The sequence below is a fragment of the Pseudomonas saudimassiliensis genome (assembly GCF_000939975.1).
In the GTDB taxonomy this organism is placed as follows: Bacteria; Pseudomonadota; Gammaproteobacteria; order Pseudomonadales; family Pseudomonadaceae; genus Halopseudomonas; species Halopseudomonas saudimassiliensis.
The window spans coordinates 3,139,584-3,165,276 of sequence record NZ_LK391969.1 but is presented as its reverse complement, the minus strand read 5'-3'; the positions used below and the strand labels follow the sequence as shown (position 1 = coordinate 3,165,276).

General features: G+C 57.7%; 33 protein-coding genes and 2 pseudogenes. All 35 read right to left on the bottom strand.

The genetic code is table 11. The features are described 5' to 3' along the window. Positions 1-76: 76 nt before the first annotated feature. On the bottom strand, positions 77-460 hold the full coding sequence (rplQ, locus tag VG99_RS14580; RefSeq protein ID WP_044501152.1) for a 50S ribosomal protein L17: 384 nt from the start codon (positions 458-460) through the stop codon (positions 77-79). Positions 461-485: 25 nt separating this feature from the next. Next, entirely contained in the window at positions 486-1,487 is a 1,002-nt protein-coding gene (locus tag VG99_RS14575) for a DNA-directed RNA polymerase subunit alpha (protein ID WP_044501150.1), read from the bottom strand. A 26-nt stretch (positions 1,488-1,513) separates the two neighbouring features. Next, a complete protein-coding gene (rpsD, locus tag VG99_RS14570) occupies positions 1,514-2,134 on the bottom strand; it encodes a 30S ribosomal protein S4 (protein WP_044501148.1) in 621 nt (206 codons plus the stop codon). A 15-nt stretch (positions 2,135-2,149) separates the two neighbouring features. Further along, positions 2,150-2,539 carry a 30S ribosomal protein S11 gene (gene rpsK, locus VG99_RS14565; RefSeq protein WP_044501146.1) on the bottom strand — a complete coding sequence of 130 codons (390 nt, stop codon included), beginning with the start codon at positions 2,537-2,539 and terminating at the stop codon, positions 2,150-2,152. A 20-nt stretch (positions 2,540-2,559) separates the two neighbouring features. After that, positions 2,560-2,916, bottom strand: coding sequence for a 30S ribosomal protein S13 (rpsM, locus tag VG99_RS14560; RefSeq protein ID WP_044501144.1), 357 nt, complete (start codon positions 2,914-2,916; stop codon positions 2,560-2,562). 172 nt (positions 2,917-3,088) lie between these two features. Continuing rightward, entirely contained in the window at positions 3,089-3,205 is a 117-nt protein-coding gene (rpmJ, locus tag VG99_RS15850; RefSeq protein WP_076939769.1) for a 50S ribosomal protein L36, read from the bottom strand. 24 nt (positions 3,206-3,229) lie between these two features. After that, a complete protein-coding gene (secY, locus tag VG99_RS14555) occupies positions 3,230-4,558 on the bottom strand; it encodes a preprotein translocase subunit SecY (RefSeq protein ID WP_044501142.1) in 1,329 nt (442 codons plus the stop codon). A 7-nt stretch (positions 4,559-4,565) separates the two neighbouring features. After that, positions 4,566-5,000, bottom strand: a complete 435-nt coding sequence (gene rplO / locus VG99_RS14550; protein ID WP_044501140.1) for a 50S ribosomal protein L15 — start codon at positions 4,998-5,000, stop codon at positions 4,566-4,568. 3 nt (positions 5,001-5,003) lie between these two features. Continuing rightward, positions 5,004-5,186 (bottom strand): 50S ribosomal protein L30, encoded by a 183-nt coding sequence (gene rpmD / locus VG99_RS14545; protein WP_044501138.1) that lies wholly within the window; start codon positions 5,184-5,186, stop codon positions 5,004-5,006. A gap of 6 nt (positions 5,187-5,192) precedes the next feature. Further along, complete coding sequence (gene rpsE, locus VG99_RS14540; RefSeq protein WP_036993694.1) at positions 5,193-5,696, bottom strand: 30S ribosomal protein S5; 504 nt, start codon at positions 5,694-5,696, stop codon at positions 5,193-5,195. Between the two features lie 10 nt (positions 5,697-5,706). After that, a complete protein-coding gene (gene rplR, locus VG99_RS14535; protein ID WP_044501136.1) occupies positions 5,707-6,057 on the bottom strand; it encodes a 50S ribosomal protein L18 in 351 nt (116 codons plus the stop codon). A 10-nt stretch (positions 6,058-6,067) separates the two neighbouring features. Continuing rightward, positions 6,068-6,598: a 50S ribosomal protein L6 gene (gene rplF / locus VG99_RS14530; RefSeq protein WP_044501134.1), complete on the bottom strand. Its 531-nt coding sequence runs from the start codon at positions 6,596-6,598 to the stop codon at positions 6,068-6,070. A 12-nt stretch (positions 6,599-6,610) separates the two neighbouring features. Then, positions 6,611-7,003, bottom strand: a complete 393-nt coding sequence (rpsH, locus tag VG99_RS14525; RefSeq protein WP_036993701.1) for a 30S ribosomal protein S8 — start codon at positions 7,001-7,003, stop codon at positions 6,611-6,613. A gap of 39 nt (positions 7,004-7,042) precedes the next feature. After that, positions 7,043-7,348, bottom strand: coding sequence for a 30S ribosomal protein S14 (rpsN, locus tag VG99_RS14520; protein WP_044501129.1), 306 nt, complete (start codon positions 7,346-7,348; stop codon positions 7,043-7,045). 10 nt (positions 7,349-7,358) lie between these two features. Next, complete coding sequence (rplE, locus tag VG99_RS14515) at positions 7,359-7,898, bottom strand: 50S ribosomal protein L5 (RefSeq protein ID WP_044501126.1); 540 nt, start codon at positions 7,896-7,898, stop codon at positions 7,359-7,361. A gap of 17 nt (positions 7,899-7,915) precedes the next feature. Then, positions 7,916-8,230, bottom strand: a complete 315-nt coding sequence (gene rplX, locus VG99_RS14510; RefSeq protein WP_044501124.1) for a 50S ribosomal protein L24 — start codon at positions 8,228-8,230, stop codon at positions 7,916-7,918. Between the two features lie 11 nt (positions 8,231-8,241). Continuing rightward, positions 8,242-8,610, bottom strand: a complete 369-nt coding sequence (gene rplN, locus VG99_RS14505; RefSeq protein ID WP_036993708.1) for a 50S ribosomal protein L14 — start codon at positions 8,608-8,610, stop codon at positions 8,242-8,244. 44 nt (positions 8,611-8,654) lie between these two features. Continuing rightward, a complete protein-coding gene (rpsQ, locus tag VG99_RS14500) occupies positions 8,655-8,918 on the bottom strand; it encodes a 30S ribosomal protein S17 (RefSeq protein WP_044501122.1) in 264 nt (87 codons plus the stop codon). 2 nt (positions 8,919-8,920) lie between these two features. Then, complete coding sequence (rpmC, locus tag VG99_RS14495; protein ID WP_036993711.1) at positions 8,921-9,112, bottom strand: 50S ribosomal protein L29; 192 nt, start codon at positions 9,110-9,112, stop codon at positions 8,921-8,923. Beyond that, on the bottom strand, positions 9,112-9,525 hold the full coding sequence (gene rplP / locus VG99_RS14490) for a 50S ribosomal protein L16 (protein ID WP_036993714.1): 414 nt from the start codon (positions 9,523-9,525) through the stop codon (positions 9,112-9,114). The genes rpmC and rplP overlap by 1 nt, the downstream gene beginning before the upstream one ends. Before the next feature lie 11 nt (positions 9,526-9,536). Then, positions 9,537-10,217 (bottom strand): 30S ribosomal protein S3, encoded by a 681-nt coding sequence (rpsC, locus tag VG99_RS14485; RefSeq protein WP_044501119.1) that lies wholly within the window; start codon positions 10,215-10,217, stop codon positions 9,537-9,539. Positions 10,218-10,228: 11 nt separating this feature from the next. Continuing rightward, complete coding sequence (gene rplV, locus VG99_RS14480) at positions 10,229-10,561, bottom strand: 50S ribosomal protein L22 (RefSeq protein WP_044501115.1); 333 nt, start codon at positions 10,559-10,561, stop codon at positions 10,229-10,231. Between the two features lie 12 nt (positions 10,562-10,573). Further along, complete coding sequence (gene rpsS, locus VG99_RS14475) at positions 10,574-10,849, bottom strand: 30S ribosomal protein S19 (protein ID WP_036993720.1); 276 nt, start codon at positions 10,847-10,849, stop codon at positions 10,574-10,576. 16 nt (positions 10,850-10,865) lie between these two features. Further along, positions 10,866-11,690 (bottom strand): 50S ribosomal protein L2, encoded by an 825-nt coding sequence (gene rplB, locus VG99_RS14470; RefSeq protein ID WP_044501112.1) that lies wholly within the window; start codon positions 11,688-11,690, stop codon positions 10,866-10,868. Positions 11,691-11,704: 14 nt separating this feature from the next. Beyond that, on the bottom strand, positions 11,705-12,001 hold the full coding sequence (rplW, locus tag VG99_RS14465) for a 50S ribosomal protein L23 (RefSeq protein WP_044501110.1): 297 nt from the start codon (positions 11,999-12,001) through the stop codon (positions 11,705-11,707). Further along, entirely contained in the window at positions 11,998-12,600 is a 603-nt protein-coding gene (gene rplD / locus VG99_RS14460) for a 50S ribosomal protein L4 (protein WP_044501108.1), read from the bottom strand. The genes rplW and rplD overlap by 4 nt, the downstream gene beginning before the upstream one ends. Positions 12,601-12,612: 12 nt before the next feature. Then, complete coding sequence (rplC, locus tag VG99_RS14455) at positions 12,613-13,251, bottom strand: 50S ribosomal protein L3 (RefSeq protein ID WP_044501105.1); 639 nt, start codon at positions 13,249-13,251, stop codon at positions 12,613-12,615. 94 nt (positions 13,252-13,345) lie between these two features. After that, the gene (gene rpsJ, locus VG99_RS14450) at positions 13,346-13,657 is read right to left on the bottom strand and encodes a 30S ribosomal protein S10 (protein ID WP_044501102.1); all 312 of its coding nucleotides are present in this window, start codon (positions 13,655-13,657) and stop codon (positions 13,346-13,348) included. A 155-nt stretch (positions 13,658-13,812) separates the two neighbouring features. Further along, positions 13,813-13,935: pseudogene (locus VG99_RS16240) on the bottom strand (EF-Tu C-terminal domain-related protein); the annotation flags it as partial. A gap of 18 nt (positions 13,936-13,953) precedes the next feature. Then, a pseudogene (locus VG99_RS16235) lies at positions 13,954-14,082 on the bottom strand (GTP-binding protein); the annotation flags it as partial. 33 nt (positions 14,083-14,115) lie between these two features. After that, positions 14,116-16,218 carry an elongation factor G gene (gene fusA, locus VG99_RS14440; protein WP_044501098.1) on the bottom strand — a complete coding sequence of 701 codons (2,103 nt, stop codon included), beginning with the start codon at positions 16,216-16,218 and terminating at the stop codon, positions 14,116-14,118. Between the two features lie 21 nt (positions 16,219-16,239). Continuing rightward, complete coding sequence (gene rpsG / locus VG99_RS14435; protein ID WP_044501096.1) at positions 16,240-16,713, bottom strand: 30S ribosomal protein S7; 474 nt, start codon at positions 16,711-16,713, stop codon at positions 16,240-16,242. Between the two features lie 97 nt (positions 16,714-16,810). After that, the gene (rpsL, locus tag VG99_RS14430; RefSeq protein ID WP_036993737.1) at positions 16,811-17,182 is read right to left on the bottom strand and encodes a 30S ribosomal protein S12; all 372 of its coding nucleotides are present in this window, start codon (positions 17,180-17,182) and stop codon (positions 16,811-16,813) included. Between the two features lie 146 nt (positions 17,183-17,328). Beyond that, entirely contained in the window at positions 17,329-21,528 is a 4,200-nt protein-coding gene (gene rpoC / locus VG99_RS14425; protein WP_044501094.1) for a DNA-directed RNA polymerase subunit beta', read from the bottom strand. Positions 21,529-21,595: 67 nt separating this feature from the next. Further along, positions 21,596-25,666, bottom strand: coding sequence for a DNA-directed RNA polymerase subunit beta (gene rpoB, locus VG99_RS14420; RefSeq protein WP_044501092.1), 4,071 nt, complete (start codon positions 25,664-25,666; stop codon positions 21,596-21,598). Positions 25,667-25,693: the final 27 nt, after the last annotated feature.

Below are 25,693 nucleotides of genomic sequence, written 5' to 3'. Positions count from 1 at the left end.
CAACCAGCCCCCCTGGCCCGCGTACGGACATAAAAAAACCGGGCCTAAGCCCGGTTTTTTCAGAACCGTCCGCTACTTACTCGTCGGCAGTAGCAGCCAGCTCAGGGCGGTCAACCAGTTCCACGTAAGCCATGGGAGCGGCATCACCAGCGCGGAAACCGCACTTCAGGATGCGCACATAGCCACCGGGACGGTCTGCATAGCGCTTGCCCAGGTCGTTGAACAGCTTGCCTACAGCTTCTTTGCTGCGGGTGCGGTCAAACGCCAAACGGCGGTTGGCTACGGTATCTTCTTTCGCCAGGGTGATCAGCGGCTCTGCAACACGGCGCAATTCCTTGGCCTTGGGCAGAGTGGTTTTGATCAGTTCATTCTCGAACAGCGACACCGCCATGTTCTGGAACATGGCCTTGCGGTGCGAGCTGGTCCGACTCAGGTGACGACCACTTTTACGATGACGCATCTCTCAATTCCTCGGTGTCAGACGATCAGGCCGTAACCTTGTCGTCCTTCTTCAAGCTAGCAGGCGGCCAGTTGTCCAGGCGCATACCCAGTGACAGACCACGAGAAGCCAGAACGTCCTTGATTTCAGTCAGGGATTTCTTGCCCAGGTTCGGGGTCTTCAGCAGTTCCACTTCGGTACGCTGGATCAGATCGCCAATATAGTAAATGTTTTCAGCCTTCAGACAGTTGGCCGAACGAACAGTCAGCTCCAGGTCGTCAACCGGGCGCAGCAGGATCGGATCGATCTCATCTTCCTGCTGTTCCACTACAGGCTCCTGGTCGCCCTTCAGATCAACGAAGGCGGCCAGCTGATGCTGCAGAATAGTTGCGGCGCGACGAATCGCCTCTTCCGGGTCCAGGGTACCGTTGGTTTCCAGGTCGATGACCAGTTTGTCCAGGTTGGTACGCTGCTCGACACGAGCGCTCTCGACCACATAAGCCACACGGCGAACCGGGGTGTAGGTGGCGTCGAGCTGCAGGCGACCGATCGAACGGCTTTCGTCTTCGTCCGACTGACGCGAATCGGCGGGCTCATAGCCACGGCCGCGCGCGATAGTCAGCTTCATGTTCAGGGCACCGTTGTCAGACAGCGTGGCGATGTGGTGATCAGGGTTGATGATCTCCACATCGTGATCCAGCTGGATGTCGCCAGCGGTGACCACACCCGGACCCTTCTTGGAAAGGGTCAGGGTGACGTGATCACGACCATGCATCTTGATCGCTACACCCTTGAGGTTTAGCAGGATCTCGATGACATCTTCCTGGACGCCTTCGATGGCGCTGTACTCATGCAAAACGCCATCGATTTCCGCCTCTACCACGGCACAACCGGGCATGGACGAGAGCAGAATGCGACGCAGCGCATTGCCCAGGGTATGACCAAAACCACGTTCCAGCGGCTCAAGAGTGATCTTGGCGCGTGTGGACGAGGTTTCTTGAACGTCGATATGACGTGGTGTAAGAAACTCGGCAACCGAATTTTGCATGAAAGGCACCTTTTGCTGACTATCGCTTACTTGGAGTAGAGCTCGACGATCAGGTTCTCGTTGATGTCGGCGTACAGATCACTCCGTGCGGGCAGGCTCTTGAAGACACCTTCCTTCTTGGCAGCGTCCACTTCCAGCCATTCTGCCTGGCCGCGTTGGGCTGCCAGTTCCAGCGAGCCATTGATGCGCAGCTGGTTCTTGGCCTTCTCGCGAACGGCAACCACATCACCCGGGGAAACCAGGTAGGACGCAATGTTCACGGTCTTGCCGTTGACACTGATGGCCTTGTGGGAAACCAACTGACGAGCTTCGGCACGCGTGGCACCAAAACCCATACGGTATACAACGTTATCCAGGCGACGCTCGAGCAGCTGCAGCAGGTTCTCACCGGTAGCGCCCTTCAGACGGGCAGCTTCCTTGTAGTAGTTGCTGAACTGACGTTCGAGGATGCCGTAGATACGACGAACTTTTTGCTTCTCGCGCAACTGAGTGCCGTACTCGGAGAGACGACCGCGACGCTGACCATGCACGCCAGGAGGGCTCTCCAGCTTGCACTTGGAATCAAGAGCGCGTACGCCGCTCTTGAGGAACAGATCAGTGCCTTCGCGACGAGACAGCTTACATTTGGGACCAATATATCTAGCCATTTAACCGTCTCCTGATTACACGCGGCGCTTTTTAGGCGGGCGACAACCGTTATGTGGGATGGGGGTGACATCGGTGATGCCGCTGATCTTGTAACCACAAGCATTCAGCGCGCGTATCGCAGACTCACGACCCGGGCCAGGGCCCTTCACATTAACGTCGAGGTTCTTCAGACCATATTCCAGGGCCGCTTGACCAGCGCGCTCGGCAGCCACCTGGGCAGCGAACGGCGTGCTTTTACGCGAACCACGGAAACCGGAACCACCGGAAGTCGCCCAGCTCAGAGCGTTGCCCTGACGGTCGGTAATGGTGATGATGGTGTTGTTGAAAGACGCGTGGACGTGGGCGATACCATCAACCACCGTCTTTTTGACTTTTTTACGAACACGAGCAGCAGGCTTAGCCATATCTGTATATTCCTTCGCGATTACTTACGGATCGGCTTGCGCGGACCCTTACGGGTACGAGCGTTGGTCTTGGTGCGCTGGCCGCGGACCGGAAGGCCACGACGATGACGCAGACCACGATAGCAGCCAAGATCCATGAGACGCTTGACGTTCATGTTGATCGCGCGGCGCAGGTCACCTTCGGTGTTACTCTTGGCAACCTCGTTACGCAGCAGATCAATCTGCTCCTCGCTCAGATCCTTGATTTTTGCACTGGGCTCAATGCCAGTGGCGGCACAGATCTGCTGTGCCTTGGTTTGACCGACACCAAAGATATAGGTCAAAGAGATAACAGTATGCTTGTTATCCGGGATGTTGACGCCTGCAATACGGGCCATCCAAATTACTCCGTCTGACAGCTACCTGACTCAACCCAAACGTAACAAGGTTGCGTGAAAAAGGGTGCAGTAGGGTAGCGCTAACATATAAAAAAATCAACCACCCGACCAATTAACTGGCCGGGCGGCGGTTATCCTGAGACGTAGTCTTCAATCAGAGCAGGTTGAAAGATCAACCTTGACGCTGTTTGTGACGGGGCTCAGCACTGCAGATAACCCGTACGCTGCCGTTGCGACGGATGATCTTGCAGTTACGGCAAAGCTTCTTGACTGATGCTGCAACTTTCATAACGTTCTCCAGAATCCTGAAATATCAGCGCAGCATGCCGCTGCCGTAGCCTTTCAGGTTCGATTTCTTCAAAAGAGACTCATACTGCTGAGAAACGAGGTGCGATTGTACTTGGGACATGAAGTCCATCACAACCACAACAACGATCAACAGCGAAGTCCCACCCAGGTAGAACGGCACGTTGGCCGACACCACCAGGAACTGCGGCAACAGGCAGACCGCAGTCATGTACAGGGCTCCGAACATGGTCAGGCGGGTCAGTACACCGTCGATATAGCGGGCGGACTGTTCACCCGGGCGGATACCCGGAATGAAAGCACCAGACTTCTTCAGATTGTCAGCCACATCCTTGGGATTGAACATCAGCGCTGTATAGAAGAAGCAGAAGAAAATGATCCCTGCACTGAACAGAATGATGTTCAACGGCTGACCCGGAGCGATAGCCTGGGACAGGCTCTGCAGCCAACCCATGCCGTCGCCCTGGCCGAACCAGGTCCCCAGCGAAGCCGGGAACAGCAGGATGCTGCTGGCGAAGATCGCTGGAATCACCCCAGCCATATTCACCTTCAACGGCAAATGGCTGGTCTGGGCAGCGAACACCTTGCGGCCCTGCTGCCGCTTGGCGTAGTTCACGGTAATGCGCCGCTGGCCACGCTCGACGAAGATCACGAACGCGATCATGGCCACCGCCAGCAAGGCAATGGCGATCAGGGCGAAGATATTGATATCACCCTGACGTGCCGCCTCGAAGGACTGCCCGACAGCGCCCGGCAACCCGGCAACGATACCGGCGAAGATCAGCATGGAGATACCGTTACCGATACCCCGCTCGGTGATCTGTTCGCCCAGCCACATCATGAACATCGCACCCGCCACGAAGGTGGTGACTGCTATGAAATAGAAGCCAAAACCGGTAGCGAAGGCCACGCCCTGGCTGGCCAGGCCAACCGACATCCCCACCGCCTGGATCAGGGCCAGTACCAGCGTCAGATAACGCGTGTACTGACTGATCTTGCGGCGTCCGGACTCGCCTTCCTTCTTCAACTGCTCCAGCGATGGGCTCACGGCCGTCATCAACTGCATGATGATCGATGCAGAGATATACGGCATGATCCCCAGAGCGAAGATACTCATCCGCTCCAGGGCACCACCGGAAAACATGTTGAACAGGCTAAGAATGGTCCCCTCATTCTGTCTGAACATATCCGCCAGGCGATCAGGGTTGATACCGGGCACCGGTATATGAGCACCGATTCGGTAAACGATGATTGCCAGGAACAGGAAGCGCAAGCGCCCCCATAGTTCCGTCAGGCCGCCTTGATTCATTCCAGAGAGAGCGCCTTGCTTAGCCATGTAGTCCTTATTCCTCGATCTTGCCGCCAGCTGCTTCGATCGCTGCACGAGCACCTTTGGTTGCCTTCAGGCCTTTGATAGTGACCGCTTTGGTCATATCGCCGGACAGAACAACCTTGGCCCGTACAAACTTTTCACCAATGATATTGGCGTCTTTCAGCGCTTGCAGGTCGATTACATCAACATCCAGCTTGTTCAGCTCGCTGGTGCGGATCTCAGCGGTCACCATTGCGATCTTGGAGGTGAAGCCGAACTTGGGCAGACGGCGGTGCAACGGCTGTTGACCACCCTCAAAACCCGGGGCGACTGTACCACCAGAGCGCGAGGTCAAACCTTTGTGGCCGCGGCCGGCAGTCTTGCCCAGGCCGCTACCGATACCACGACCGACGCGCAGCTTGGCTGGGCGTGAACCGGGCGCGGAACGCAGATCATTCAGTTTCATGTCTTAACCCTCAACCCGCACCATGTAGGCGACCTTGTTGATCATCCCACGAACAGCCGGAGTATCTTCGACTTCAACGGTATGACCGATACGACGCAGGCCCAGACCCTGGATGCAGGCCTTGTGGCTCGGCAGACGACCGATCACGCTCTTGTACTGGGTGACTTTGATTTTTGCATTAGCCATGTCAGCTTACCCCACGATGTCTTCAACGGTCTTGCCACGCTTGGCCGCCACGGAATCGGGAGACTGCATGGACTTCAGACCCTTGTAGGTAGCCTGAACGACGTTGACCGGGTTGGTGGAACCGTAACATTTGGCCAGTACGTTGTGGATGCCAGCGGCTTCCAGAACGGCGCGCATCGCGCCACCGGCAATAACACCGGTACCTTCGGAGGCCGGCATCATGAACACCTTGGAGGCGCCATGTGCAGCCCGCAGGGGGTACTGAATGGTGGTGCCATTCAGATCCACCTGGATCATGTTACGACGTGCGGCTTCCATGGCCTTCTGGATAGCGGCAGGCACTTCACGCGCCTTACCACGACCGAAGCCCACGCGACCGTTGCCGTCGCCAACTACTGTCAGCGCTGTGAAGGCAAAGATCCGACCGCCCTTAACTACTTTGGCGACGCGGTTAACCTGAACCAGTTTCTCGATGTAACCTTCGTCACGCTTTTGATCGAAATTAGCCATAGCTCTACCCTTAGAATTCCAGCCCGCCTTCACGAGCGGCGTCGGCCAGCGCTTTCACGCGGCCATGATACTTGAAGCCGGAACGGTCGAAGGAGACCTGAGTTACACCGGCGGCCTTGGCACGTTCGGCGACCAGAAGACCAACCTGTTTGGCGGCTTCGATGTTGCCGGTACTGCCACTGCGCAAGCTTGCGTCAAGGGTGGAGGCACTGGCCAGAACCTTGGAACCGTCGGCCGAGATCACTTGTGCGTACATGTGCTGCGAAGAACGGTACACGCACAGACGTACGGCTTCGAGCTCGCGCAGTTTCAGACGCGAACGACGAGCGCGACGGAGACGAATAACTTTTTTATCGCTCATTTTCTATGCCCTACTTCTTCTTGGCTTCTTTACGACGCACGATCTCATCGGCGTAGCGGACACCTTTGCCCTTGTAGGGCTCCGGACGACGGAAATCACGAATTTCCGCGGCTACCTGACCGACCAGTTGCTTGTCGATGCCTTTGATGACGATGTCAGTCTGGCTCGGGGTTTCCACGGAAACGCCCTCGGGCAGCTGATAGTCGATCGGGTGGGAGAAACCCAGGGCCAGGGACAGAACCTGTCCTTTGGCCTGAGCCCGGTATCCTACACCAACCAGCTGCAGCTTGCGCTCGAAACCTTGGCTGACGCCGACAACCATGTTGTTGACCAGTGCACGAGTAGTGCCGGCCATGGCTGCATTGACACTGCCAGGACGAGGAGCGAAACGCAGAACGCCCTCTTCCTGAGTAACTTCAACGGCCGGATGCAGGCTCAGTGCCAGGGCGCCCTTGGGGCCCTTGACGGAGACATCCAAACCATCGATCTTGACTTCTACACCCTGTGGCAAAGTGACAGGGTTCTTAGCGACGCGAGACATCGTAACCCCCTATCAGAATACGGTGCAGAGTACTTCACCGCCGATACCGGCAGCGCGAGCAGCGCGATCAGTCATGACACCTTTGTTGGTGGAGACGATCGAGACACCCAATCCACCCTTGACCTTGGGAAGCTGGTCAACGGACTTGTACTGACGCAGGCCGGGACGGCTGATGCGTTTCATTTCTTCGATAACCGGCTTGCCTTCGAAGTACTTGAGCTCGATAGACAGCACAGGCTTGGCATCGCCCTGCACTTCATAACCAGCTACATAGCCTTCTTCTTTAAGTACTTTGGCGACAGCCACCTTCAGCTTTGCCGAAGGCATGCTGACACTGGACTTTTCAGCCATCTGGGCATTACGGATACGGGTTAGCATATCGGCTAACGGGTCCTGCATACTCATGGGCTTTGTGCTCCTGAAACTGAGTAATTGAGGTCTTGTTTACCAGCTGGCCTTGACCAGACCGGGTACATCACCGCGCATAGCTGCTTCACGCAGCATGATGCGCGAAAGACCGAACTTGCGGTATACGCCGTGCGGACGGCCAGTGATACGGCAGCGGTTACGCTGACGAACCGGGCTCGCGTCACGCGGCAGTTTCTGCAGAGCGACCTGGGCGTTCCAACGATCTTCAACAGATGCATTGACGTTGCCAACGGTAGCCTTGAGCTCAGCACGCTTGGCAGCGTACTTGGCAACCAGACGAGTCCGTTTGGCCTCGCGGTTTTTCATGCTGATTTTAGCCATTGCCTGATTCCTAGTTGCGGAACGGGAAGTTGAACGCACGCAGCAGCGCGCGGCCTTCGTCGTCAGTCCGAGCGGTAGTGGTCAGGGTGATATCCAGACCGCGCAGAGCATCAATCTTGTCGTAATCGATTTCCGGGAAGATGATCTGCTCTTTCACGCCCATGCTGTAGTTGCCGCGACCGTCAAAGGACTTGGCATTCAGACCACGGAAGTCACGTACACGCGGCAGCGAGATCGACAGCAGACGATCCAGGAATTCGTACATCTGCTCACGACGCAGTGTCACCTTGACACCGATCGGCCAGCCGTCACGAATCTTGAAGCCGGCGATCGACTTGCGGGAGTAGGTCACGATGCCTTTACGGCCAGTGATCTTTTCCAGGTCAGCCAGTGCGTTCTCAATGACTTTCTTGTCACCTACTGCTTCACCAAGGCCCATGTTCAGGGTGATCTTGGTGATCTTCGGGACTTCCATCACGTTCTGCAGGCCAAGGCTTTCCTTGAGCTGCGGAACCAGGGTAGTCCGGTAATGTTCTTTCAATCTTGCCATGGTAAGCACCTAGATTCTCAAGCGTCGACCGCTTTTTGGGTCGACTTGAAAATACGAACCTTCTTACCTTCTTCGACCTTGAAGCCGATACGATCGGCCTTGCTGGTCTCAGGGTTGAAGATAGCCACGTTGGAGACGTGGATTGGCGCCTCCTTTTCAACAATACCGCCCTGCACACCAGCCATGGGGTTCGGCTTGGTGGCGCGCTTGATAATGTTGATACCGGTGATGACCAGGCGGTTGTCGGCCAGGACCTTACGGACCTTGCCACGCTTGCCTTTGTCTTTACCGGCGATGACGATTACGTCGTCGTCACGTTTGATCTTTTGCATGACCGGGCTCCTTACAGCACTTCGGGCGCGAGGGAAACGATCTTCATGAACTGCTCATTACGCAGTTCACGCGTCACTGGCCCAAAGATGCGGGTACCGATCGGCTCATTCTTGTTGTTGAGCAGAACAGCAGCGTTGCCATCGAAACGGATCAGCGAACCGTCGGTACGGCGAACGCCGTGACGGGTACGCACGATGACCGCAGTCAGCACCTGGCCTTTCTTTACTTTGCCGCGCGGAATCGCTTCCTTCACGGTCACTTTGATGATATCGCCAATGCCGGCGTAGCGACGGTGAGAACCGCCCAGAACCTTGATGCACATAACGCGGCGTGCACCACTGTTGTCAGCCACATCCAGCATGGATTGAGTCTGAATCATAACTTTCTCCGACCCTTGAAAATTCCGCTATAACAGCGCGGGGCTTATACTTGCGCCGCGCGCTCGTCGATCTGCACCAGGGTCCAGCTCTTGGTCTTGGCCAAGGGGCGGGTTTCCCGGATAGTAACCAGATCGCCGATGCGGCATTCGTTGTTCTCGTCGTGGGCGTGCAGCTTGGTAGAACGACGCATGTACTTACCGTACAGCGGATGCTTTACCTGACGCTCGACGAGCACAGTAACGGTTTTGTCCATCTTGTCGCTGACCACACGGCCAGTAACGGTACGAACTGTAATGTTCTCGGCCATGATCAGTTACCACCTTTCTGATTGAGCACGGTCTTGACTCGAGCGATGTCACGTTTGGTCTGCTTGAGCAGATGACTCTGACCGAGTTGACCGGTTGCCTTCTGCATGCGCAGATTGAACTGGTCCCGCAGCAGGGTGAGCAGCTGCTCGTTCAGCTGCTCGGCAGATTTTTCACGAAGTTCTGTCGCTTTCATCACATCACCGTCCGCTTAACAAAGGTGGTTGCGAGGGGCAGCTTGGCAGCGGCCAGGGCAAAAGCCTCACGCGCCAGCTCTTCGGAAACACCTTCAATCTCATACAGGACCTTGCCCGGCTGAATCTGGGCTACCCAGTATTCGACGTTACCCTTACCTTTACCCATCCGCACCTCGAGAGGCTTCTTGGAGATCGGCTTGTCAGGGAAGACACGGATCCAGATTTTACCGCCACGCTTCACGTGACGAGTCAGAGCACGACGAGCCGCTTCAATCTGACGGGCGGTCAAACGACCACGGCTGACGGATTTGAGTGCGTATTCGCCAAAGCTCACTTTACTGCCGCGATGGGCCAGACCACGGTTGTGGCCGGTCATCTGCTTGCGGAACTTCGTACGCTTGGGTTGTAACATGTGCGTACCCCTTACTTAGCAGCTTTTTTCTTGGTCGCGACGGTTTTGACTTCTTCAGGCTGACCACCAATGATCTCGCCTTTGAAAATCCAAACCTTCACACCGATCACACCGTACGTGGTGTGGGCTTCAGCCGTTGCGTAGTCGATGTCGGCACGCAGAGTGTGCAGCGGCACACGGCCTTCACGGTACCATTCGGTACGGGCGATCTCGGCGCCGCCAAGACGGCCGCTAACCTGGATCTTGATACCCTTGGCACCAATACGCATGGCGTTCTGTACAGCACGCTTCATCGCGCGGCGGAACATGACGCGACGCTCGAGCTGCTGGGCAACGCTCTGGGCAACCAGGGCACCGTCGAGCTCCGGCTTGCGGATCTCTTCGATGTTGATGTGCACCGGAACGCCCATCTGGCTGGTCAGTTCCTGACGCAGCTTCTCGACGTCTTCACCCTTCTTGCCAATCACGATGCCCGGACGGGCAGTGTGAATGGTGATACGGGCGGTCTGGGCCGGACGCTGAATATCAACGCGGCTGACAGAAGCGCTTTTCAATTTGTCCTGAATGTACGCGCGTACTTTCAGGTCAGTGTTCAGATAGTCCGCATAGGTGCGGCCATCTGCATACCACACCGAAGTGTGCTGTTTAACGATACCGAGGCGAATGCCTGTCGGATGTACTTTCTGACCCATGTGATCGACTCCTACTTGTCAGCAACCTTGACCGTGATATGGCAAGACCGCTTTACGATGCGATCAGCGCGGCCTTTGGCACGCGGCATGATGCGCTTCAGAGAGCGACCTTCGTTGACAAACACGGTGGAGACCTTCAGGTCATCCACGTCTGCGCCATCATTGTGCTCAGCGTTGGCAATTGCCGACTCCAGCACTTTCTTGATGACATCAGCGGCCTTCTTGTTGCTGAAAGTCAGCAGATTCAGGGCCTCGTCCACCTTCTTCCCGCGGATCTGATCGGCGACCAAGCGAGCTTTCTGGGCAGAGAGTCGGGCGCCCTTAACGGTAGCGGCTACTTCCATCTTCCTAACCCCTTAGCGCTTGGCTTTCTTGTCTGCCGCGTGACCGCGATAGGTACGCGTAGCAGAGAATTCGCCCAATTTGTGACCGACCATGTCTTCGGTAACGATAACCGGAACATGTTGACGACCGTTGTGTACTGCGATGGTCAGACCAACCATCTGCGGCAGAACCATTGAGCGGCGCGACCAGGTTTTAACCGGCTTGCGATCGTTCTTTTCTGCTGCAACTTCGACCTTCTTCAACAGGTGAAGATCGATAAAAGGACCTTTCTTCAGAGAACGCGGCACGTCGTTTCCCCTCTAATTACTTGCTGCGACGACGGACAATCATATTGTCAGTGCGCTTGTTGGACCGAGTCTTGGCACCCTTGGTGGGGAAGCCCCACGGCGACACCGGATGACGACCACCAGAAGTACGCCCTTCACCACCACCATGGGGGTGATCAACCGGGTTCATGGCAACACCACGAACGGTCGGACGTACGCCGCGCCAGCGAGTGGCACCGGCCTTGCCCAGGGAGCGCAGGCTGTGTTCACCGTTGGATACTTCACCCAGGGTGGCACGGCACTCGCCGAGGACCTTGCGCATTTCGCCGGAACGCAGGCGAACGGTTACGTAGGAACCTTCACGGGCAACCAGCTGCACGGAGGCGCCGGCGCTGCGAGCAACCTGAGCACCCTTGCCGGGCTTCAGTTCGATCGCGTGAATGGTGCTACCCACCGGAATATTGCGCAGCGGCAGACAGTTACCTGCCTTGATCGGCGCTTCAGCACCCGATACCAGCTGATCGCCAGCAGTCACGCCCTTCGGCGCGATGATGTAGCGACGCTCGCCATCGGCATACTTCAGCAGAGCAATATGAGCGGTACGGTTCGGATCGTATTCGATACGCTCAACGATGGCGGGAATGCCATCCTTGTTGCGACGAAAGTCGACCAGACGGTAGTGCTGCTTATGACCGCCCCCACGATGACGCGTGGTGATGCGACCATTGTTGTTACGTCCACCGGACTTGCCTTGCTTCTCGAGCAGGGGCGCATAAGGAGCACCCTTGTGCAGGTCCGAGCTAACGACCTTTACGACGAAGCGGCGGCCAGCGGAAGTAGGTTTACATTTAACAATTGCCATGATGTACCCCTTTCTTATTCAGCGCTGGCGAAGTCGATGTCCTGACCGGGCTGCAGGCTGACATAGGCCTTCTTCCAGTCATTACGCTTGCCCAGGCCGCGAACGGTTCGCTTGGTCTTGCCTTTGACATTCAGGGTCGACACGCTGTCAACCTTGACGTTGAACAGTTGCTCAACGGCTTTCTTGATTTCCAGCTTGGTCGCAGTGGTATCCACCTTGAACACAATCTGGCTATTGCTTTCAGCCAGCACGGTAGCCTTCTCGGATACATGCGGGCCAAGCAGTACTTTGAAAATGCGCTCTTGGTTCATCCCAGCATCTCCTCGAACTTCTTAACAGCAGGTACGGTGATCAGTACCTTGTCGTAAGCGATCAGGCTGACCGGGTCTGAACCCTGCACGTCCCGTACGTCGACGTGTGGCAGGTTGCGTGCAGCCAGATACAGGTTGGTATCCAGGCTGTCGGTAACGATCAGCACGTTTTCCAGGTTGAGCTCATTGAGCTTGCCAACCAGGGCCTTGGTCTTGGGCGCTTCAACGGAGAAGCTCTCAACCACGACCAGACGATCAAGGCGAACCAGCTCGGACAGGATCGAGCGCATGGCGCCACGATACATTTTCCGGTTCAGCTTCTGCTCGTGATCACGCGGACGGGCTGCAAAAGTGGTACCGCCCCCACGCCAGATCGGGCTGCGGATAGTACCAGCACGTGCACGGCCGGTACCCTTCTGACGCCAGGGCTTCTTGCCGCCACCGGACACTTCAGAACGGGTCTTCTGCTGCTTGGTGCCCTGACGACCGCCAGCCATGTAGGCGACAACGGCCTGGTGTACCAGGGTCTCGTTAAACTCGGTGGCAAAGGCCAGATCGGATACTTCGATCGCGTTTGCACCAGCTACATTCAGATTCATGCTAACTCCCCCTTAACCCTTGGCCTTGACTGCCGGGCGGACAACTACGTCACTGCCTGGCGCGCCGGGCACTGCACCCTTGATGAGCAGCAGATTACGTTCGGCGTCAACGCGTACGATTTCCAGGGTCTGCACAGTCACTTGTTCAGCGCCCATGTGACCGGACATCTTCTTGCCCTTGAATACGCGACCCGGGGTCTGGCACTGGCCAATGGAACCTGGAACACGGTGGGATACGGAGTTGCCGTGAGTGGCATCCTGTCCGCGGAAATTCCAGCGCTTGATGGTACCGGCAAAGCCCTTACCTTTGGACTGACCGGTAACGTCTACTTTCTGGCCCGCTTCGAAAATGCTTACGGTGATTTCTGCACCAGCTTCGAATTCAGCACCGTCTTCCAGGCGGAATTCGCATACGCTGCGGCCTGCAGCAGTATTGGCTTTGGCAAAATGCCCGGCCATCGGCTTGCTGACGCGACTGGCGCGACGCTCACCCACGGTGATCTGAATAGCTTGATAGCCGTCCGAATCAAGGGACTTTACTTGAGTGATACGGTTAGGTTCGACTTCAACCACCGTAACAGGAATGGAAACACCATCTTCAGTGAAAACGCGGGTCATACCGCATTTCCGGCCGACTACACCAATAGTCATGTTGTAAACCTCATGAGTGCACGGGGCTATTACCCGCTATGGCCGCCCATTTCAGGGCGTTACACGGCTGGATAGCCCCCGTCGTGTGGGGCTATCAGCCGAGGCTGATCTGAACCTCAACGCCAGCTGCAAGGTCCAGTTTCATCAGCGCATCGACAGTCTTGTCGGTAGGCTGAACGATATCCAGCACCCGCTTATGGGTACGGATTTCATATTGATCCCGGGCATCTTTGTTGACGTGCGGAGAAATCAGCACGGTAAAACGCTCTTTGCGTGTCGGCAAAGGAATTGGACCACGCACCTGAGCCCCAGTACGTTTCGCGGTATCCACGATTTCCTGGGTTGATTGATCTATCAGGCGATGGTCAAAAGCCTTTAACCGAATACGAATCTGTTGGTTCTGCATTTGACCAGAAACTCCAAGCTTCTATTCTTCCGAGCACACCCAAACGCGGGCACGCCCATCAAGGGAGGCGCAATTCTACTGATGCGCCAGTCCAGTGTCAACCATAATACAAAAGCCCCCGATCTCTCGGGGGCTTTTGCGTATGGCTCAGATCATCAAGCGATGATCTTGGCAACCACGCCGGCGCCAACGGTACGACCACCTTCGCGAATAGCGAAGCGCAGGCCGTCTTCCATGGCGATCGGAGCGATCAGGGTAACAACCAGTTTTACGTTGTCGTAGCCCTTGGAGGTGCCAGCGCTGCCGAATACTTCGGCGCAAACGCGGGTCAGAGCAGCGGTCAGAGTGGTCTTGCCATGGTCAACGTGACCGATGGTGCCCACGTTCAGGTGCGGTTTACTGCGTTCAAACTTTTCTTTTGCCACGATTAGTAACCTCTTCAATTAGCCAGGAAGCAATCAGCCTTGCTTCTTGATGATAGCGTCAACGATATTCGAGGGAGCCTCGGCGTATTTGGAGAACTCCATGGAGTAGCTGGCACGTCCCTGGGACATGGAGCGGACATCCGTGGCGTAACCAAACATTTCACCCAGCGGAACCTCAGCACGGATCACCTTCCCGGAGGGAGAGTCTTCCATACCCTGAACCAGACCACGACGACGGTTGAGGTCACCCATCACGTCACCCATGTAGTCTTCGGGCGTCACTACTTCAACTTTCATGATCGGCTCGAGCAGAACAGCACCGCCTTTCTGGGCCAACTGCTTGGTGGCCATGGAAGCGGCGATCTTGAACGCCATTTCGTTCGAGTCAACATCATGATAGGAACCATCAAAGATGGTTGCCTTGAGGCTGAGCAGCGGGTAGCCGGCGAGAACACCGTTCTTCATCTGCTCATCAATGCCCTTCTGTACCGCAGGGATGTATTCCTTGGGTACCACACCACCAACCACTTCGCTGGCGAAGACCAGACCTTCAGCGGCCTCATCAGCCGGCTCGAAGCGGATCCAGACGTGACCGAACTGGCCGCGACCACCGGACTGGCGCACGAACTTGCCTTCGATTTCGCAGGTGTTGCGGATGGCTTCACGGTAGGCCACCTGCGGCTTACCGATGTTGGCTTCAACATTGAACTCGCGCTTCATGCGGTCAACCAGAATGTCCAGGTGCAGCTCGCCCATACCACCAATGATGGTCTGGCCGGACTCTTCGTCGGTGCGCACACGGAAGGAGGGATCTTCCTGGGCCAACTTGCCCAGTGCAATACCCATTTTTTCCTGGTCAGCCTTGGTCTTCGGCTCAACGGCAACGTGGATTACCGGCTCCGGGAAGTCCATCCGCTCGAGCACGATCTGCTTGTCCAGATCACACAGGGTGTCACCGGTGGTGACGTCCTTCATGCCGATCAGGGCAGCGATATCGCCCGCGCGAACCTCCTTGATCTCTTCGCGGTTGTTGGCCTGCATCTGCACCATACGGCCGACGCGCTCCTTCTTGCCCTTGACCGAGTTCATCACCGAGTCACCGGAAGACAGCACGCCGGAGTACACGCGAACAAAGGTCAGGGTACCAACGAAGGGGTCGGTAGCAATCTTGAATGCCAGGGCAGCAAAGGGCTCGTCGTCGCTGGAGATACGCTGGTCGGTCTTCTCGTCGTCGTCCGGGTGCACGCCGTTGATAGCGGCCACTTCGTCCGGAGCCGGCAGGAAGTCGATAACAGCGTCCAGTACCAGCGGCACGCCCTTGTTCTTGAACGAAGAACCACAGACAGCAGGAACGATCTCACTGGCCAGGGTACGCTGACGCAGACCAGCCTTGATCTCTTCGAGAGTCAGCTCGCCCCCTTCCAGATACTTGTTCATCAGCTCTTCATTGGCTTCAGCGGCGGCCTCTACCAGCTTCTCACGGTATTCCGCAGCCAGCTCGGCCATATCCTCAGGGATCTCTTCCTCACGGAAAGTCATACCCATGTCGGCATCGTTCCAGTAGATCGCCTTCATGCGCAGCAGATCTACCTGGCCAACGAAGTTTTCTTCAGAGCCGATCGGCAGCTGAATTGCCACTGGCGTGTGGCCAAGGCGCTTCTTGATCTGCTCGACGACGCGTAGGAAGTTGGCACCCTGACGGTCCAGCTTATTCACGTAAACGATGCGCGGCACGCCGTACTTGTTGGCCTGACGCCATACGGTTTCGGACTGAGGCTCAACACCGGAGGTGCCGCAGAACACCACGACCGCGCCGTCGAGTACGCGCAGCGAGCGCTCTACTTCAATGGTGAAGTCTACGTGGCCGGGGGTGTCGATGACGTTGACCCGGTGCTGCTTGTACTGCTTCTCGGAACCCTGCCAGAAGGCGGTTACAGCAGCAGAGGTAATGGTAATACCACGCTCCTGCTCCTGAGCCATCCAGTCAGTGGTACTGGCGCCATCATGGGTCTCACCCATCTTGTGGTTGACGCCGGTGTAGAACAGGATCCGCTCCGTGGTTGTGGTTTTGCCCGCATCGACGTGCGCACAAATACCGATATTTCGGTACAGATTGATCGGGGTTGTACGAGCCACGATAGTCTCCTGAGTCGTTGTTTAGAAGCGATAGTGAGAAAAGGCTTTGTTGGCTTCAGCCATACGGTGCACGTCTTCACGCTTCTTGACCGCAGAACCTTTGCCTTCAGAGGCGTCAAGCAGTTCGCCGGCAAGGCGCAGATCCATCGACTTCTCGCCACGCTTACGGGCAGCATCTACCAGCCAGCGCATTGCCAGGGCATTGCGACGGGAGGGACGCACTTCAACCGGAACCTGATAGGTGGCACCACCAACACGGCGGGACTTGACCTCGACCAGGGGGGCAATGGCATCCAGCGCCTTTTCGAACAGCTCTACTGGATTATCAGTCTTGGTGCGCTCTTTGACCTTGTCCAGGGCGCCATACACGATGCGCTCTGCGGTCGACTTCTTGCCGCTTTCCATTACATGGTTCATGAATTTGGCGAGAATCTGGCTGCCATATTTAGGTTCTGGCAGGATCTCGCGTTTTGCCGCTACACGACGTCTTGGCATGATAAGCCCTCAAACGGTCTTCAGGTTAGCTCAGGACTGCAACACTTTCGTTACGCCTGACCTTACTCTTATCGACTCAGGTTAGATGAATTCAAATTTACTTAGGACGCTTGGCGCCATACTTGGAACGACCCTGCTTACGGTCTTTGACACCGGAGGTGTCCAGCGAACCGCGAACAGTGTGGTAACGCACACCCGGCAAGTCCTTCACACGGCCGCCGCGAATCAGAACGACGCTGTGCTCTTGCAGGTTGTGGCCTTCACCACCAATGTAGGAAGAAACTTCAAAGCCGTTGGTCAGGCGTACGCGGCAGACCTTACGCAGAGCCGAGTTCGGCTTCTTCGGCGTGGTGGTATATACGCGAGTACATACTCCACGACGCTGCGGGCAGTTCTGCAGCGCGGGCACGTCGCTTTTTTCAGCAACACGCTTGCGCGGCTTTTGAACCAGCTGGTTGATTGTTGCCATCTAGCAAAACTCCACTGATGTCCCTGGGACATATTAAATAAAACGGCAGGGCAAAATGCCCCGCCTATTTTAGGGGTACGGAATTCTATAGAGACCTCCCCCCATCGTCAAGCGCACCCGCCGTGGTCCACGACGGGTGACACTGATCAGTTACCGCTGGAATTCAGCGCATCCGACAGCGCCTGCTCCACTTCACTGGCGCTGACCTTGGTCGGCTTGTCAGCCATGCGCTGACGCTTACGCTCGGCATGGTAGGCCAAACCGGTACCCGCCGGAATCAGACGACCGACCACCACGTTCTCTTTCAGGCCACGCAGGTGATCGCGCTTGCCGGTAACGGCAGCCTCGGTCAATACCCGGGTGGTCTCCTGGAAGGAGGCCGCGGAGATGAACGACTCGGTCGACAGCGATGCCTTGGTGATACCCAGCAAGACGCGCTCGTACTTGGCCGGGAACTTGTCCTGGGCAGCCAGGGCTTCGTTCTCTTCCAGCACCTGGGTCAGCTCAACCTGGTCACCCTTGATGAAGCTGGAGTCGCCGGACTCGGTGATCTCGACCTTGCGCAGCATCTGGCGAATGGTCACCTCGATGTGCTTGTCGTTGATCTTCACACCCTGCAGGCGGTACACGTCCTGGATCTCGTTGACGATGTACTTGGCCAGCTCGCTGACACCCAGCAGACGCAGGATATCGTGCGGGTTGCTCGGACCGTCGGAGATAACTTCACCCTTGGTAACCTGTTCACCTTCGAACACGTTCAGGTGACGCCACTTCGGAATCAGCTCCTCGTACGGATCGCTGCCATCGACCGGGGTAATGACCAGGCGACGCTTGCCCTTGGTTTCCTTGCCGAAGGAGATGGTGCCGCTGACTTCTGCCAGAATCGACGGCTCCTTCGGACGACGCGCTTCGAACAGGTCGGCAACACGCGGCAGACCACCGGTGATGTCGCGGGTCTTGGACGTTTCCTGGGGAATACGTGCCAGCACGTCACCGATAGTCACTTGCGCGCCATCGGACAGGTTGACCTGGGTCTTCTCGGGCAGGAAGTACTGCGCCGGCACGTCAGTGCCCGGCAGCATCAGTTCCTTGCCGTCGGCGCCGACCAGCTTCATGGTCGGACGAATGTCCTTACCAGCGGACGGACGCTCATGCACCGCCATCACTTCGATGTTGCTCAGACCGGTCAGCTCGTCGGTCTGGCGGCGGATGGTGATCCCCTCCTCCATGCCCACAAACTGTACGGTACCGGCGATCTCGGTAACGATCGGGTGAGTGTGCGGGTCCCACTTGGCCACGACCTGACCGGCCTGGACCTGGTCGCCTTCGTGAATGGAGATCACCGCACCGTAGGGCAGCTTGTAACGCTCGCGCTCGCGACCGAATTCATCCGCCAGAGCCAGCTCACCGGAACGCGATACCGCGACCAGCTGACCGTCATCCCGAATCACGTGCTTCAGGTTATGCAGACGGATGGTACCAGCGCTCTTGACCTGGATGCTGTCCTGGGCCGCTGTCCGGCTTGCCGCACCCCCGATGTGGAAGGTACGCATGGTTAGCTGGGTACCCGGCTCACCGATCGACTGGGCTGCGATAACACCGACCGCCTCACCGATATTGATCTGGTGACCACGTGCCAGGTCGCGACCGTAGCAGGTGGAGCACACGCCGTAGCGGGTTTCACAGGTGATCGGCGAGCGGACAATCACTTCGTCGACACTGTTCATCTCGAGGAACTCGACACCCTGCTCGTCGATCAGCGTGCCGGCGTTGACGATGACATCATCGGTGCCAGGCTTGACCACGTCACGGGCGATCACTCGACCCAGTACGCGCTCACCCAGCGGCTCAACGATGTCGCCGCCTTCGATATGCGGCTTCATGACCAGACCCTGGTCGGTGCCGCAATCCACCTCGGTGATCACCAGATCCTGGGCCACGTCAACCAGACGACGGGTCAGGTAACCGGAGTTCGCCGTCTTCAGTGCGGTATCGGCCAGACCCTTACGGGCACCGTGGGTCGAGATGAAGTACTGGAGTACGTTCAGACCTTCACGGAAGTTGGCGATAATCGGCGTTTCGATGATCGAGCCGTCCGGCTTGGCCATCAGGCCACGCATACCTGCCAGCTGACGGATCTGGGCCGCGGAACCCCGGGCACCGGAGTCAGCCATCATGTACATGGAGTTGAAGGACTCCTGCTCGACCTCATTGCCATCGCGATCCAGCACGCGGGTGGACTTGAGGTTGTCCATCATCGCCTTGGAGATCTCGTCGTTGGCCTTGGACCACAAGTCGATAACCTTGTTGTACTTCTCGCCAGCGGTAACCAGACCGGAGGCGTACTGGTCCTCGATTTCCTTCACTTCAGCGGTAGCGCCTTCAATGATGTGCGCCTTCTCATCGGGGATGACGAAGTCGTTCACACCGATGGAAGTACCGGAAATGGTCGAGTAGGCAAAGCCGGTGTACATCAACTGGTCAGCGAAGATCACCGTCTCTTTCAGACCCACGACCCGGTAGCTGGTGTTGATCAGCTTGGAGATCGCCTTCTTCTTCAGCGGCTGGTCAACCAGCTCGAAGGGCAGGCCCTTGGGCAGGATCTGGAACAGCAACGCGCGGCCGACAGTGGTGTCGACGATGCGGGTTTCGGTGGTCCAGCTCTCGTCCTTGTGCTTGATGGTCTCTTCCAGGCGCACCTTGACCAGCGAGTGCAGCTCGACGTGGCCACTGCGGTAGGCCATTTCGACTTCGGCAATACTGGTGAAGCGCATGCCTTCGCCGCGGGCGTTGATCCGCGAACGGGTCATGTAATACAGACCCAGTACCACGTCCTGCGACGGCACGATAATCGGCTCACCGCTGGCGGGGGACAGGATGTTGTTGGTGGACATCATCAGCGCACGCGCTTCCAGCTGGGCTTCCAGCGTCAGCGGTACGTGCACGGCCATCTGGTCACCGTCAAAGTCGGCGTTGTAGGCAGCACAGACCAGCGGGTGCAGCTGGATGGCCTTACCTTCAATCAGGACCGGCTCGAACGCCTGGATACCCAGACGGTGCAGGGTCGGTGCACGGTTCAGCAGGACCGGGTGCTCGCGGATAACCTCGGCGAGGATGTCCCACACTTCCGGCAGCTCGCGCTCGACCATCTTCTTGGCGGCCTTGATGGTGGTCGCCAGGCCACGGTGCTCGAGCTTGCCGAAGATGAACGGCTTGAACAGCTCCAGCGCCATCTTCTTGGGCAGACCGCACTGGTGCAGACGCAGGGTCGGACCGACCACGATCACCGAACGACCGGAGTAGTCCACCCGCTTACCCAGCAGGTTCTGACGGAAACGACCCTGCTTACCCTTGATCATGTCAGCCAGGGATTTGAGCGGGCGCTTGTTGGTGCCGGTGATGGCACGGCCACGACGGCCGTTGTCCAGCAGCGCATCAACCGATTCCTGCAGCATGCGCTTTTCGTTGCGCACGATGATGTCCGGCGCCGACAGGTCGAGCAGGCGCTTGAGGCGGTTGTTACGGTTGATCACCCGGCGATACAGATCGTTCAGGTCGGAGGTCGCGAAACGGCCACCGTCCAGTGGTACCAGCGGACGCAGGTCCGGCGGCAGCACAGGCAGTACGGTCATGACCATCCATTCCGGCTTGTTGCCGGAACCCTGGAAGGCTTCCATCAGCTTCAGCCGCTTGGACAGCTTCTTGATCTTGGTTTCCGAGGTGGTCTGCGGAATCTCTTCGCGCAGGCGACTGATCTCGTGATCCAGATCCATGGCGGTCAGCAGTTCGAAGACCGCTTCGGCACCCATGCGGGCGTCAAACTCGTCACCGAATTCTTCCAGCGCTTCGAAGTATTGCTCGTCGTTCAGCAGCTGACCTTTCTCCAGCGTGGTCAGACCGGGCTCGATCACGACGTAGCTTTCGAAATACAGCACCCGCTCGATGTCGCGCAGGGTCATATCCAGCAGCAGACCGATCCGGGACGGCAGGGATTTCAGGAACCAGATGTGGGCAACCGGCGAGGCCAGTTCGATGTGGCCCATGCGCTCACGGCGCACCTTGGCCAGCGCGACTTCGACGCCGCACTTTTCACAGATGACGCCACGGTGCTTGAGGCGCTTGTACTTGCCGCACAGGCACTCGTAGTCCTTTACCGGGCCAAAGATCTTGGCGCAGAACAGGCCGTCACGCTCCGGTTTGAAGGTACGGTAGTTGATGGTTTCCGGCTTTTTCACTTCGCCGTAGGACCAGGACCGGATCATCTCCGGGGACGCCAAGCCGATTCGAATGGAATCGAACTCTTCAACTTGTCCCTGGGACTTGAGCAGGTTCAATAAGTCTTTCAAGGCCTATACTCCTCGCAGTGTCTCAAGGGCGGCGGATCACGCCGCCCGAGACGTGGGCAGTCGGGGGTTATTCGGATTCCAGGTCGATATCGATGGCCAGAGAACGAATCTCCTTGACCAGCACGTTGAAGGACTCGGGCATGCCGGCCTCCATGCGATGGTCACCGTCCACGATGTTCTTGTACATCTTGGTCCGGCCATTGACGTCATCCGATTTGACGGTAAGCATTTCCTGCAGGGTGTAGGCGGCACCATAGGCTTCCAGTGCCCAGACCTCCATCTCCCCGAAACGCTGACCGCCGAACTGAGCCTTACCACCCAGCGGCTGCTGTGTTACCAGGCTGTACGAACCGGTCGAACGGGCATGCATCTTGTCGTCGACCAGGTGGTTCAGCTTGAGCATGTACATGTAACCGACGGTGACCGGGCGATCGAAGGCATTGCCGGTACGACCATCGTACAGGCGCATCTGACCACTGTCCGGCAGGTCCGCCAGGCGCAGCATGTGCTTGATTTCGTGTTCCTCGGCACCGTCGAAGACGGCGGTAGCCATAGGTACACCGGCACGCAGGTTGTTCGCCAGGTCGATGATTTCCTGATCGCTCAGGGCATCCAGGTTTTCCTGACGGCCACCCACCTTGTTGTACACCTCGTCGAGGAACTCGCGCAGCTCGGCGATCTTGCGCTGCTCATCGAGCATGCGGTTGATCTTCTCGCCCAGACCCTTGGCCGCGAGGCCCAGGTGGGTTTCCAGAATCTGCCCGACGTTCATCCGCGACGGTACACCCAGCGGGTTGAGGACGATGTCCACCGGCGTGCCGTTCTCGTCATGGGGCATGTCTTCGATCGGCATGATGACCGAGATGACACCCTTGTTACCGTGACGACCCGCCATCTTGTCACCCGGCTGGATGCGACGCTTGATTGCCAGGTACACCTTGACGATCTTGAGTACGCCCGGCGCCAGGTCATCGCCCTGCTGCAGCTTGCGCTTCTTGTCTTCGAACTTCTCGTCGAGCAGCTTGCGGCGGTCGATCAGGTAGGCCTGGGCGAGCTCCAGCTGTTCGTTGAGATGATCTTCGCTCATGCGCAGCTTGAACCACTGGCCGCGCTCGATACCGGCGAGAATCTCGGCGGTCAGCTCGGTGCCCTTCTTGACGCCAGCACCGCCTTCGGCAGTGTGGCCGATCAGCGCAGCGCTGAGACGCTCGAAGGTCGCGGTTTCGACAATGCGGAACTCTTCCTGCAGGTCCTTGCGGATCTCGTCCAGCTGTTCCTTCTCGATGGCCAGGGCGCGGGAGTCGCGCTCGACGCCATCACGGGTGAACACCTGAACGTCGATGACCGTACCCTTGGTACCGGTCGGCACGCGCAGGGAGGTGTCCTTGACGTCAGACGCCTTCTCACCAAAGATCGCGCGCAGCAGCTTCTCTTCCGGGGTCAGCTGGGTTTCGCCCTTGGGCGTGACCTTGCCGACCAGAATGTCGCCGGTGCCGACTTCGGCGCCGACGTAGACGATACCCGCCTCGTCCAGCTTGCCCAGCGCGGCTTCACCGACGTTGGGGATATCGGAGGTGATTTCCTCTGGCCCCAGCTTGGTGTCACGGGAAACGCAGGTCAGTTCCTGGATGTGGATAGTAGTGAAACGGTCTTCCTGCACCACCCGCTCGGAAACGAGGATGGAGTCTTCGAAGTTGTAGCCGTTCCACGGCATGAAGGCCACACGCATATTCTGGCCCAGGGCCAGTTCGCCCATGTCCACGGAGGAACCATCAGCCAGGATGTCACGAGCAGCGATCACGTCACCTTTCTTCACCAGCGGACGCTGGTTGATGCAGGTGTTCTGGTTGGAACGGGTGTACTTGGTCAGGGTGTAGATATCCACACCGGCCTCGCCCGCTTCCACTTCGTCGTCGTTGACGCGGATAACGATACGGCTGGCATCGACCGAGTCGACCACACCACCACGACGGGCGGTGACGCAGACACCGGAGTCCAGTGCCACGTTGCGCTCCATGCCGGTACCTACCAGCGGCTTCTCGGCACGCAGGGTCGGCACGGCCTGGCGCTGCATGTTCGAACCCATGAGGGCGCGGTTGGCATCGTCATGCTCGAGGAACGGGATCAACGAGGCGGCGACCGACACGACCTGACGTGGTGATACGTCCATCAGGGTGACTTCTTCCGGCGCCTTGACGCTGAATTCGTTCATGTGACGCACGGCCACCAGCTCTTCAACCAGCTTGCCATCACGCACTTCGGCACTGGCCTGGGCGATGACATGGTCGGCTTCTTCGATGGCGGACAGGAACACGATCTCGTCGGTAACGACGGTATCCTTGACGCGGCGGTACGGGCTTTCCAGGAAGCCATACTCGTTGGTCCGCGCATAGGTCGCCAGGGAGTTGATCAGGCCGATGTTCGGACCTTCCGGCGTTTCGATCGGGCAGACGCGACCGTAGTGAGTCGGGTGCACGTCACGCACTTCGAAGCCGGCACGCTCACGGGTCAGACCGCCTGGCCCAAGCGCGGAGACGCGGCGCTTGTGGGTGATCTCGGACAGCGGGTTGTTCTGGTCCATGAACTGGGACAGCTGGCTGGAACCGAAGAATTCCTTCACCGCCGCCGCAACCGGCTTGGCGTTGATCAGATCCTGCGGCATCAGGCCTTCGCTTTCGGCCATGGACAGACGTTCTTTCACCGCGCGCTCGACTCGCACCAGACCTACGCGGAACTGGTTCTCGGCCATCTCGCCGACGGAGCGGATACGACGGTTACCCAGGTGGTCGATATCGTCAACCACGCCCTTGCCGTTACGGATATCAACCAGGGTCTTGAGAACCTCGATGATGTCTTCCTTGCTCAACACGCCAGGACCTTCGATCTCTTCACGACCGATGCGGCGGTTGAACTTCATGCGGCCAACGGCAGACAGATCGTAACGATCGCTGCTGAAGAACAGGTTGTTGAACAGGGTCTCGGCAGCATCCTTGGTCGGCGGCTCGCCGGGACGCATCATGCGATAGATTTCCACCAGGGCCTCGAGCTGGCTGGTGGTATTGTCGATGCGCAGGGTGTCGGAGATGAACGGACCACAGTCGATATCGTTGGTGTACAGCGTTTCGATATGATCGACCTGGGCCTTGACCAGCTTGTCGATAAGGTCAGCGGTCACTTCGACGTTGCACTCAACCAGAATCTCGCCGGTAGCCGGGTGCACCACAGCCTTGGCGATGGTACGGCCAATCAGGTAGTCGTAGGGGACTTCCAGGCTGGTGATGCCGGCCTTCTCGAGCTGGTTGATATGGCGCGCGGTGATCCGACGGCCTTTCTCGACAATGACCTTGCCCTTGCCATCGCTGATGTCAAAGGTTGCGATCTCGCCGCGCAGACGCTGGGGTACCAGCTCCAGCTGCAGGGTGTCGCCATGCACTTCGAACTTATTGGTGTCGTAGAAGATATCGAGGATTTCAGAGGTCTGATAACCCAGCGCGCGCAGCAGCACCGATGCCGGCAGCTTGCGGCGGCGGTCGATACGAACGAATACGGCGTCCTTGGGATCAAACTCGAAGTCCAGCCAGGACCCACGGTAAGGAATCACGCGGGCGGAGTACAGCAGCTTGCCGGAGCTGTGGGTCTTGCCACGATCGTGGTCGAAGAACACCCCCGGGCTGCGGTGCAGCTGGGATACGATTACGCGCTCGGTACCGTTGATGACGAAGGTACCGTTTTCAGTCATCAGGGGGATTTCACCCATGTAGACTTCCTGCTCCTTGATATCCTTGATCGCCTTGCTGGCCGATTCACGATCAAAGATGATCAGGCGCACTTTCACCCGCAGCGGGACCGCATAGGTCACGCCGCGCAGCACACATTCCTTGACATCGAAAGCCGGCTCACCTAACCGGTAACCGACATATTCGAGCGCCGCATTACCGGAATAGCTGATAATGGGGAAAACAGATTTGAAGGCCGCGTGCAGACCGATATCACGAACGTTGTCCTTATCCGTGCCGGCCTGCAGGAATTCCCGGTAGGAATCCAGCTGGATTGCCAGCAGATAAGGAACATCCATCACATGCGGCAGTTTGCCAAAGTCCTTGCGGATACGTTTTTTCTCAGTATATGAGTAAGCCATCAGCGTTCCCCAGCTTGGTCACCTGCT